The sequence below is a fragment of the Blautia stercoris genome, assembly GCF_054657695.1.
Genome location: NZ_BAAHYF010000002.1, coordinates 195,001 through 205,918, shown reverse-complemented (window position 1 = coordinate 205,918; position 10,918 = coordinate 195,001). Strand labels below are relative to the sequence as shown.

Genomic DNA, 10,918 nt, shown 5'->3' with positions numbered 1-10,918 from the left:
TGAGAGTGCATTATTTCTTTTGCGTTATATAAAAAAAGACCTTCCCATCAGGAAAGGTCTTCATTTATCCTTGTGTCTACTGTGTTATAATGAAATAGTTCATAACTATCCGCAGTATTTTTCACTCTATGTATTCTACTGCAAATTCAAACTTTTTACAGTATGCTTCTACTTTGCTGTCTTTTCTGCACCGTATCACCGTACTTTTGTTTACAATCCAGTCTCCGATAAATTCCGGTTCATGAGCAATCTCAACTACTTTCAGACGATGACATCCATGAAATGCCCATTTTCCTATCCGCTTCACACTTTCTGGAATTTTCACGGATTCCAGATTGTTACATTTTAAAAATGCACTGTCTCCAATCTCACGCAGTCCATCCGGAAGTTCCAGTTCTTTTAATGCTGTTTGATAAAATGCCTGAGAACCAATCTTCCGAAGTGCCAATGGAAATTCTACCTTTTCAAGATTTAAACATTTATAAAAGGCACGACTTTTAATTTCCTGGACAGACTTTGGAATCTTAATTTCCTTCAGACTTTCACATCCATAAAATACCTCTTCCGCTAGATACACACACGTTACACTTTCAGGAAAAGTCGCTGTTTCCAGTTTTTTACACCGAAAAAAAGCACCTTTTCCAATGTACTGCAGTTTTTTGGAAAATTCTGCTTTCCGAACTCTGATGCAACACGAAAATGCTTCCTGCTTAATTCTTTCTATGTTATCAAAACACAGCTCATTTAAAGCTGTACAATTTGCAAAGCTCTGTTTTCCGACTTCTGTTACCGATGAAGGAATCTGTACTCTTTTAATTTTTACGTTATTCATCAGTGCTTCATCTTCTATCTTTCTGCAATCCGAAGCCAGTACCAGTTCTTTTTCCCGTACTTTCTTTCCCTGTGCTCTGGTAAAAACATTTTTTTCTTTTGCTTTCCACGTTAATATTTGTCCCATTGTCTTATCCATTCTTTTCCTTTTCATCAAGCTAAATTGGTAAAGAAAAAGAAATCTCCCAGATCACGGGAAATTTCTTTCTTTACTTTTCGCATGCCAGAGTTGCTGTCACATATTTAAAATGTTTATTCACATACACAAAAATAAATTTACTTTCTTTTCCCGAAAATAAATTTAAATTTAAAAAACGGCAGTTTTCTGGCTTCACAACATCTGTGTTACAGTAGGGGAAACTGCGCCGGTTTCTCACCGAGCTTACCTTTTAACCTATCTTAAATCATTTTTTCTGTTTTCATTATTTCGTCAAGGACCGTTTTAAAACTTATTTATTTTCTGTAATTATACTTTATTTTTCCATTTTTGTAAAGCAAGTTTAAAACTTTCTTTTAGCAATATCAGACTCTTTATATACAACAAATTCTGTCGTCGTGATTATCATCTCGGTCACCGGAAAGTTAAATCGTCGGAGCAATTCCATCAATAAACTTTTTCACATAAAAAAGAGCTGCACCGATTGCCGGAGTGTACTGTCCATTTGTCCCAACTATCAGATTTTCTTTTGGAAACTCAAACGGAAGCGATAAATTGATCTGTTTTAACAGATAATTCAAATCATTCTCCATAAAATAGGGTGCCAGATACCCACTGATAATAATCGGTCCGTCAACGACCAGATTCAGATTTCTCATGGCAAATGCCAGATGTTTTAAATACTCTTTCCAGATTTGCTTTATATTCTCCTCTTTATTTTCTCTTAGTTTTTCAAAAAATTCCTTTATTGACATTCCTGCAATTTCAGACAGTGAATTTGCGGAACAATAGGTTTCCAGGCAGCCACGGTTTCCACAATAACACAGCGGTCCATCTGAATTAATGCAAATGTGTTCAATCACTCCGCTATGCATGAAACTTCCTTCATGCACCTTTCGATTTGTAATAATCGCTCCACCAAGGTTGCGATTTAATAAAAACACCACTGCACTGTCGAGTTCCGAATGATTCCATAATTCCAGATAAGCAGCCGCTTTTGAATCATGTACCAGACGGCATGGATAAGGCAGCTTAGAAGAAAAATCAGACAGACGCATCTTCACATTATTCATAATCGTACCATACATGACTCCGGAACCATCCGGAGAAATAATTCCCTGAGTTGCAATCGAAACACCAAGGATTCTTTCTTTCTGATATTTGTATTCTTCTATAAATTCATCTATTTTATTTGCTACCTTTTCATAATATTCTTCTGTATCGCTATAATCCAAATCAATGGTGTCTTTTGCAATCACCTTTCCATATAAATCAATTGCAACAATATAAAACATTTTTTTTAAAATTCCAATTCCTATTGAAATCCGGACATCTGATACAATCTGAATCACCTGTGCCTTCCTTCCACCCGTTGATTCGAAATAGCCATCTCTTTGAATCAGACCTTCTTCTTCAAGCACATTTAAATTTTGACTGACAGTAGACAGACCCATCTTTAAATCCTGCACAATCTGAAGTTTTGAAGTCTGTTTCGTACGATAAATATATTGATATACCTTTTCTTTATTAATCTGTTTTAATGTAATCGTAGTAACGCCTCGTTCGCTCATTTTGTCCTCCTTGCTTTTCCATACTTTTCAGTCATAGTTCCATTTTAATACAGTATACTATGAAACGCAAACAAGAATATTTTATGTGCATTTTAACCAAAATAAGTTTTAAAAAATTATTTTTTATGTCAATAGACATATTTTTTCCTCTTATTATATACTTCACTTACAGTTAAGTAATAAGCATAAGTGAAAAAGAAAAGTATTTTTTAAAATAAGGAGAGTTAAAATTATGGAAACTGTATTTACCGCAGACCCTGCCCGATTATTAATTGCTGCCGCCGCAGGTATTTTATGCCTATATTAACGAAAACGGACTGAATACAACTTCCGATACGATTCATTTTCTTCCATTCTGGGAAAATGGAGTACGCTTCTTCTATCCATAACTTTTTGATATGAATAGAATCAAAATAAATGATTTAACGAATTTTTGAACTTATGTTATGATTACACCATCAAATAATTAACAATTAGAAATCTATTTTACTAGGAGGAAACACATGTCAGAGAATACTTGTCTTGAAAAACAGCCATTATCTCAGGAAATGTTAGATAAAATGGATGCTTATTGGCGTGCATCTAATTATTTATCTGCTGGTCAGCTTTATCTCTTAGACAACCCGCTTCTTAAAAAGCCATTGTCTATGGACCAGATTAAGAAAAAAATTGTTGGTCACTGGGGAACTGTACCAGGTCAGAACTTTGTTTACGTTCATTGTAATCGTGTAATCAAACGTTACGATTTGGATATGATTTTACTTTCCGGTCCGGGACACGGCGGAAACTTCATGATTGCAAACACTTATCTGGAAGGCTCTTACAGTGAAATTTATCCAAACATCAGCCAGGATGAAGAAGGTATGAAGAAAATGTTCAAACAGTTCTCCTTCCCTTGCGGTGTTCCAAGCCACTGTGCTCCGGAAACTCCAGGTTCTATCAACGAAGGTGGCGAGCTTGGTTATTCTATCGCTCATGCATTTGGTGCAGTATTTGATAACCCGGACTTAATCGCTACTGTAGTTGTCGGTGATGGTGAAGCCGAGACAGGTCCTCTGGCTACTTCCTGGCAGTCAAATAAATTCTTAAACCCAATTACAGACGGTGCTGTCCTTCCGATTCTTCATCTGAACGGATATAAAATCAGCAACCCTACAATCTTCTCTCGTATTTCTCACAAAGAAATCGAAAGCTATTTTGTAGGATGCGGTTGGGAACCAATCTTCGTTGAAGGTGACGACCCAATGACAATGCACAAACTCATGGCAGAAGCTATGGATACTGCAATCGAAAAAATCAAAGCAATTCAGGAACATGCTCGTAAAGAAAACGATGCGGAACGTCCAGCATGGCCAATGATTATTCTTCGTACTCCAAAGGGATGGACAGGTCCTAAGGTTGTTGACGGACTTCAGATTGAAGGTTCTTTCCGTGCTCATCAGGTTCCGATTACAATGGAAAAACCGGAAGAACATCTTCCACTGTTACAGGAATGGTTAGAAAGCTATCATCCGGAAGAATTATTCGACGAAAATGGTCGTCTGATTCCGGAACTGGCTGAACTTGCTCCTAAGGGAAATGCTCGTCTTGGTGCTAACCCACATGCAAATGGTGGTCTTTTACTGAAAGACTTAAGACTTCCGGATTTCCGTACTTATGGAATCGATGTTGACCCAGGAAAAACAAAAGCTCAGGATATGATTGAACTTGGCGGATACATCCGTGACATCTTCAACTTAAATCAGGATAACAAAAACTTCCGTATCTTCGGACCGGATGAAAGTATGTCTAACCGTCTCTACAAAGTATTTGAAGCAGAAAAGAGAGACTGGAACGCAGAAATGCTTGATACAGATGACTGCCTGGCAAGAGGCGGACGTATTATGGATAGTATGTTAAGTGAGCATATGTGTGAAGGATGGTTAGAAGGTTACCTGTTAACAGGTCGTCATGGCTTCTTCGCTAGTTACGAAGCATTTATCCGTGTTGTAGACTCCATGGCTGCACAGCATGCAAAATGGTTAAAGGTCTGCAATCAGCTTTCCTGGAGACAGCCAATTGCTTCCTTGAATTTCATTCTTACATCAAATGTATGGCAGCAGGACCACAACGGATTTACACATCAGGATCCAGGATTCCTTGACCATATCGCTAACAAAAAAGCAGACGTAGTTCGTATGTATCTTCCACCGGATACTAACTGCTTATTATCCTGCTTCGACCACTGCATCAAGAGTAAAAACTATGTAAATGCTATCGTAGCATCCAAACATCCAAGTTATCAGTGGTTAAGTATGGAACAGGCTGTTAAACACTGCACACAGGGTGTAGGTATCTGGGAATGGGCAAGTAATGACTGTGGTGAAGAACCAGATCTTGTTATGGCTTGCTGCGGTGATACACCAACACTTGAAACAATGGCAGCTGTTACTATCCTGCGTGATGAACTTCCGGAACTGAAGATTCGTGTAGTCAACGTAGTTGACTTATTCAAACTGGAGTCCAACCACAAACATCCTCACGGATTAAGCGACAGCGAATACAATGCACTGTTTACAACAGACAAACCGGTTATCTTCGCATTCCACGGTTACCCAACTCTGATTCATGAGTTAACTTACCGTCGTGACAACCAGAACGTATCTGTTCATGGTTATCAGGAAGAAGGTACTATCACAACTCCATTCGATATGAGAGTTCAGAATGAAATCGACCGTTTCAACCTTGTAAAAGATGCTATCATGCACCTTCCACAGTTAGGAAACCGCGGTTCTTACCTGATTCAGAAAATGAACGACAAACTGGTAGAACATAAACAGTACATCGCAGAATACGGACAGGATATCGAAGAAGTTCGTAACTGGGAATGGCATACACCAGAAAATAAATAATTAACGTTTTCTATGATACAAATTTCTCTATAAAGTAAAAAACCCCGGAACTGTTATCTGACCTCCAACAGCTCTGGGGTTTCTATTATTCTCTATCATATCAGCCAGAATACCACGTCTATAATACTTGCATAGGCGTGGGTGAATGGCTGTGTTTTATTTTATTCCCTGATTTTTAATATAATTTTTCACTACATCCAGAGTATTTTCACTTACGGTTGCAATAAAATAACTGTCAGACCAAAAATAAGGTTTCCAGTAATACTTTTTAAGCAGTGTATCGCCATAAAGCTTACGAACTTTGCGGGACGTCTGAGTTTTTATTACATTGACAAGTTCTGACGGAGGAGTCTGCGGGTTCGCTTCAATAAGCAGATGTATGTGATCCAGTTCCCCATTTAACTCAAGTATATTAAACCCTCTGCTTTCAGCTACATAATTAATCCGTTCATAGACAGCAGTTTTTACATCGCCGGTAAGAACCGGATGTCTGTATTTTGTTACAAGTACTATATGATATCCCGCAGATCATGGTGTTAATTTAAAACTCCCGGGTAGAAAGGAACGCCTTTATCTTTCAAATGTAGAAGCGGATTCCGTCCTCAAAGAGGTTAAAATCAAGCCTTATTATGGAAGATACATCCTGTGTCTTACCCTCGAAAGTGAAAATTTTGCCGCAGATAATACAGACATGCCCAACATATGCGCCATAGACTTTGGTGTGAGCAACTTCGCAGCTGTCGTATGCAATGATGGTTCATCAATGCTGTACAAGGGCGGAGCGGTTCTGTCAGAGTGCCAGTGGTTTCACAAAAAGAGAGCCAAAGCTGTCAGCATTATCACAAAAGGCCATGAACACATGCATGCCAGCTCCAGGTACCTGAGCGCCTTAAGCAGGTGAGACTGTAAATAATTCTGTGTAAACTCCAAAAAAGAGTTCTATATCCTCTTGGATTGATGTTAAAATAAATATCAATTCAGGAGGATTTTTTTATGGCACGAAGAAGAAAAATGGACCCAGAACGTAAAGCATTTATCAGTAGTTTATTGGAGCACTATCAGCCGAAAGATGCTCAAGATATTCAGGAAATGTTGAAAGATTTATTGGGAGACACTTTACAAAGTATGTTGGAAGCGGAAATGGATGAGCATCTTGGTTACTCTAAGTATGACTACCAAAACAAAGAAACAGATGACAGCAGAAATGGATATAGTCCCAAAACAGTAACATCAACTATGGGAACAATAAATTTAGAGATTCCCAGAGATCGTCAAAGTACGTTTCAGCCAGAGATTGTAAAAAAGAACCAGACCGATATCTCAAATATCGAAGACCAAGTTTTGTCTATGTATGCAAAAGGAATGACAACGAGGGATATTTCTTCCCATTTGAGAGATGTTTACGGTGTAGAAGCATCCGCAGAAATGATTTCACACATGACAGACAGAATTCTGCCGATTGCAAAAGAATGGCAAAACCGTCCATTAGAACGGAAGTATGCGATTGTATTTATGGATGCCGTTCATTTTCATGTTCGAGAAGACAATCGTACGGTAAAAAAAGCCGTATATGTTGCGATTGGTGTAAAATTAAACGGAAAACGAGAAGTTCTTGGTATGTGGATTGGTGGAAATGAAAGTGCAAAGTACTGGCTTTCTGTACTTAACGAGATTAAGAATAGAGGAGTAGAAGACATTATGATTGTATCGGTTGATGGTTTGACCGGTTTTGGAGATGCAATTCAAGCTGTTTTTCCGCAGGCAGAAATTCAAAGATGCATAGTCCATCAAATCCGATACTCTACAAAATTTATCTCTTATAAAGATGTAAGACCTTTTATGACCGACTTAAAACTGGTGTATAAAGCAGATACGGAAGATTTAGCGCTTGTAGCACTAGACGATTTAGAAGAAAAATGGGGAAAGAAATATCCGGCATCCATAGCATCCTGGAGAAATAACTGGCCTCAGTTGTCAACCTATTTCAAATATCCTTGTGAAATCAGAAAGTTGATTTATACTACAAATTCGATTGAAAATTTCAATCGACAGTTACGAAAGGTGACAAAATCAAAAACCATTTTTCCGACAGATGATGCACTGTTTAAGATGCTGTATCTTGCTATGACAGATGCGACTAAAAAATGGACTGGAAAATCATGCGATTGGGGCCTTACCCTTGATCAGTTATGTATCTATTTTGGAGATAGAATCCAGCCGATAGACATTGAATAAGCACAAATACAGAAACCTGTAAAGGGAAAAATACACCCAATTTTATTGGGTGCCCTTGACATGTCTCTGTATTCATGCTAATAAATAGACAAGAGCTGAATAGCAAATGCTGCCATTCAGCCCAGTCACATAATAAATTTAATATCTTAAATCAATGATTTTTTCATCAATTCAAGAGGTTTACACAAAATAATTTACACTACCAAGCAGGTATCATGCCGATTTCATTAAGGATCAGTGTCATAAAATCAGCCGCAGCATTATAAACTACTGCATGGAACATCACGCCGGTACACTTGTTCTTGGCGAAAACAAACGCTGGAAACAGGACTGCGACATGGGTTCACAGAACAACCAGAACTTTGTCTCAATGCCTACAGGGTTGCTCAAACAGATGATTATTTACAAAGCATCTGATGCTGGAATAAAGACAATCATGCAGGAAGAATCATACACCTCACAGGCTGACATAACAGCAATGGACTACATTCCTGTTTATAGCGTTCTTATGATAATAAAAAAAGAACCCTTTCGGATTCTTCTTCATGTTTCTTATAAACATGTACCTTCAAAACTACATATACAAAACCGAAACCATGCAGACACTTGCCGCTCCACTGATTTCTCAGCTTCTGGTCAAGCCCTCGACCGATTAGTAGCAGTCAGCTCCATACATTGCTGCACTTCCACCTCTGCCCTATCTACCTCGTCGTCTTCAAGGGGTCTTACTTCCTAAGAATGGGATATCTCATCTTGAGGGGGGCTTCACGCTTAGATGCCTTCAGCGTTTATCCCTTCCAGGCTTGGCTACTCTGCCATGCAGTTGGCACTACAACAGATACACCAGCGGCCTGTCCATCCCGGTCCTCTCGTACTAAGGACAGCTCCTCTCAAATATCCTACGCCCACGCCGGATAGGGACCGAACTGTCTCACGACGTTCTGAACCCAGCTCGCGTACCGCTTTAATGGGCGAACAGCCCAACCCTTGGGACCTACTACAGCCCCAGGATGCGATGAGCCGACATCGAGGTGCCAAACCACTCCGTCGATGTGAACTCTTGGGAGTGATAAGCCTGTTATCCCCAGGGTAGCTTTTATCCGTTGAGCGATGGCATTCCCACTTAATACCACCGGATCACTAAGCCCTACTTTCGTACCTGCTCCACCCGTCGGTGTCGCAGTCAAGCTCCCTTCTGCCTTTGCACTCTTCGAATGGTTTCCGTCCATTCTGAGGGAACCTTTGGGCGCCTCCGATACCCTTTCGGAGGCGACCGCCCCAGTCAAACTCCCCGCCTGGCATTGTCCCACCGCCGGGTCACGGCGGTGGGACAATGCCAGGCGGGTCACGGCGGCTGGTTAGAAACCCAATACTGCAAGGGTGGTATCCCAACATCGACTCCGTAGCAACTGGCGTCACTACCTCTTAGTCTCCCACCTATCCTGTACATGCAATACCGAATCCCAGTACCAAACTGGAGTAAAGCTCCATGGGGTCTTTCCGTCCTGGCGCAGGTAACCAGCATCTTCACTGGTACTTCAATTTCACCGGATGCATTGCCGAGACAGCGCTCAAATCATTACGCCTTTCGTGCGGGTCGGAACTTACCCGACAAGGAATTTCGCTACCTTAGGACCGTTATAGTTACGGCCGCCGTTTACTGGGGCTTAAATTCAATGCTTCGTTTCCTGACATCTCCTCTTAACCTTCCAGCACCGGGCAGGCGTCAGCCCATATACCTCACCTTTCGGTTTCGCATAGACCTGTGTTTTTGCTAAACAGTTGCTTGAGCCTATTCTCTGCGGCCCGCTTTTACACGGGCACCCCTTCTCCCGAAGTTACGGGGTCATTTTGCCGAGTTCCTTGGCAATGCTTCTTCCGTCGGCCTTAGGATTCTCTCCTCATCCACCTGTGTCGGTTTACGGTACGGGTACGTTACAAACAATAGCGGCTTTTCTTGACGCATGGCTCACACACTTCCCTACTCTAGTTCGGTCCGCATCACGCTTTTGGATTGCCACACGGTTTTTCCTATGTGACTCCTCCTTCGCTTGCCCCGGGATTCCATTCCCGGGTTGTGCTTTCCACACGTGTCCCCACAGTTCTGTTCTAACGCAGTACAGGAATCTCAACCTGTTGTCCATCGGCTACGTCTTTCGACCTCGCCTTAGGTCCCGACTTACCCAGGGCAGATCAGCTTTACCCTGGAAACCTTAGATATTCGGCCATAAGGATTCTCACCTTATTCTCGCTACTCATTCCGGCATTCTCTCTTCAATACAGTCCACAGCTCCTTTCGGTACTGCTTCTTCCCGTATTCAATGCTCCTCTACCAATGTATTACTACATTCCTCAGCTTCGGTGTCGTGTTTTAGCCCCGGACATTTTCGGCGCAGGACCTCTCGACCAGTGAGCTATTACGCACTCTTTGAATGTATGGCTGCTTCTGAGCCAACATCCTGGTTGTCTTCGAAATCCCACATCCTTTTCCACTTAACACGTACTTTGGGACCTTAGCTGGAGGTCTGGGCTCTTTCCCTTTTGACTATCCAACTTATCTCGTATAGTCTGACTCCCGATAATCAATTCCATGGCATTCGGAGTTTGATATTCTTCGGTAGGCTTTGACGCCCCCTAGGAAATTCAGTGCTCTACCTCCATGTATCTCTATCGAGGCTAGCCCTAAAGCTATTTCGAGGAGAACCAGCTATCTCCGGGTTCGATTGGAATTTCTCCCCTATCCACACCTCATCCCCACCCTTTTCAACGGATGTGGGTTCGGTCCTCCACTGCCTCTTACGGCAGCTTCAACCTGGACATGGATAGATCACCCGGTTTCGGGTCTGCACATACTGACTCTGGCCCTATTCAGACTTGGTTTCCCTACGGCTCCACGCCTTTAGCGCTTAACCTTGCCAGCATGCACAACTCGCCGGACCGTTCTACAAAAAGTACGCGGTTCCGCATATAAAGCGGTTCCACAGCTTGTAAACACAGGGTTTCAGGTTCTCTTTCACTCCCCTCCCGGGGTCCTTTTCACCTTTCCTTCACAGTACTATGCACTATCGGTCACTAAGGAGTATTTAGCCTTACGGGGTGGTCCCCGCTTCTTCCCACAAGGTTTCTCGTGTCTCGTGGTACTCTGGATCCTGCCTTGTCCTCTTTCCTTTCCCATACGGGGCTTTCACCCTCTCTGGCTGGCTTTCCCAAAACCATTCTGGTAGAATCAAGGA

6 protein-coding genes, 1 rRNA gene, 1 pseudogene and 1 riboswitch (1 of these 9 cut by a window edge) are annotated in these 10,918 nt (G+C 41.5%); of the genes and pseudogenes, 4 read left to right on the top strand and 4 right to left on the bottom strand.

Features of this window, described 5'->3' with window-relative positions:
- Positions 1–121: 121 nt before the first annotated feature.
- Both ACYQ2D_RS10730 and ACYQ2D_RS10725 read right to left on the bottom strand, forming a co-directional pair.
- Positions 122–970 (bottom strand): leucine-rich repeat domain-containing protein, encoded by an 849-nt coding sequence (locus ACYQ2D_RS10730; RefSeq protein WP_022302718.1) that lies wholly within the window; start codon positions 968–970, stop codon positions 122–124.
- A 160-nt stretch (positions 971–1,130) separates the two neighbouring features.
- A riboswitch (cobalamin riboswitch) is annotated at positions 1,131–1,288 on the bottom strand.
- Between the two features lie 125 nt (positions 1,289–1,413).
- The gene (locus ACYQ2D_RS10725) at positions 1,414–2,559 is read right to left on the bottom strand and encodes an ROK family transcriptional regulator (RefSeq protein ID WP_459785403.1); all 1,146 of its coding nucleotides are present in this window, start codon (positions 2,557–2,559) and stop codon (positions 1,414–1,416) included.
- Positions 2,560–3,062: 503 nt separating this feature from the next.
- Between ACYQ2D_RS10725 and ACYQ2D_RS10720 the strand changes: the two genes are divergently transcribed.
- Complete coding sequence (locus tag ACYQ2D_RS10720; protein WP_459785402.1) at positions 3,063–5,450, top strand: phosphoketolase family protein; 2,388 nt, start codon at positions 3,063–3,065, stop codon at positions 5,448–5,450.
- 156 nt (positions 5,451–5,606) lie between these two features.
- On the opposite strand, the gene tnpA is transcribed toward ACYQ2D_RS10720, so the two are convergent.
- Complete coding sequence (tnpA, locus tag ACYQ2D_RS10715; RefSeq protein WP_459786167.1) at positions 5,607–5,963, bottom strand: IS200/IS605 family transposase; 357 nt, start codon at positions 5,961–5,963, stop codon at positions 5,607–5,609.
- 178 nt (positions 5,964–6,141) lie between these two features.
- On the opposite strand from tnpA, the gene ACYQ2D_RS10710 reads away from it, so the two are divergent.
- The 3 genes and pseudogenes from ACYQ2D_RS10710 to ACYQ2D_RS10700 form a co-directional block, all read left to right on the top strand.
- Positions 6,142–6,351 (top strand): transposase, encoded by a 210-nt coding sequence (locus tag ACYQ2D_RS10710; protein WP_459785401.1) that lies wholly within the window; start codon positions 6,142–6,144, stop codon positions 6,349–6,351.
- A 110-nt stretch (positions 6,352–6,461) separates the two neighbouring features.
- Positions 6,462–7,685: an IS256 family transposase gene (locus ACYQ2D_RS10705; RefSeq protein WP_459785290.1), complete on the top strand. Its 1,224-nt coding sequence runs from the start codon at positions 6,462–6,464 to the stop codon at positions 7,683–7,685.
- 226 nt (positions 7,686–7,911) lie between these two features.
- Positions 7,912–8,133 (top strand): annotated as a pseudogene (locus ACYQ2D_RS10700) (IS200/IS605 family accessory protein TnpB-related protein); the annotation flags it as partial.
- 184 nt (positions 8,134–8,317) lie between these two features.
- On the opposite strand, the gene ACYQ2D_RS10695 reads toward ACYQ2D_RS10700, so the two are convergent.
- Positions 8,318–10,918: ribosomal RNA gene (locus ACYQ2D_RS10695) — 23S ribosomal RNA — on the bottom strand (it continues 313 nt past the right edge of the window).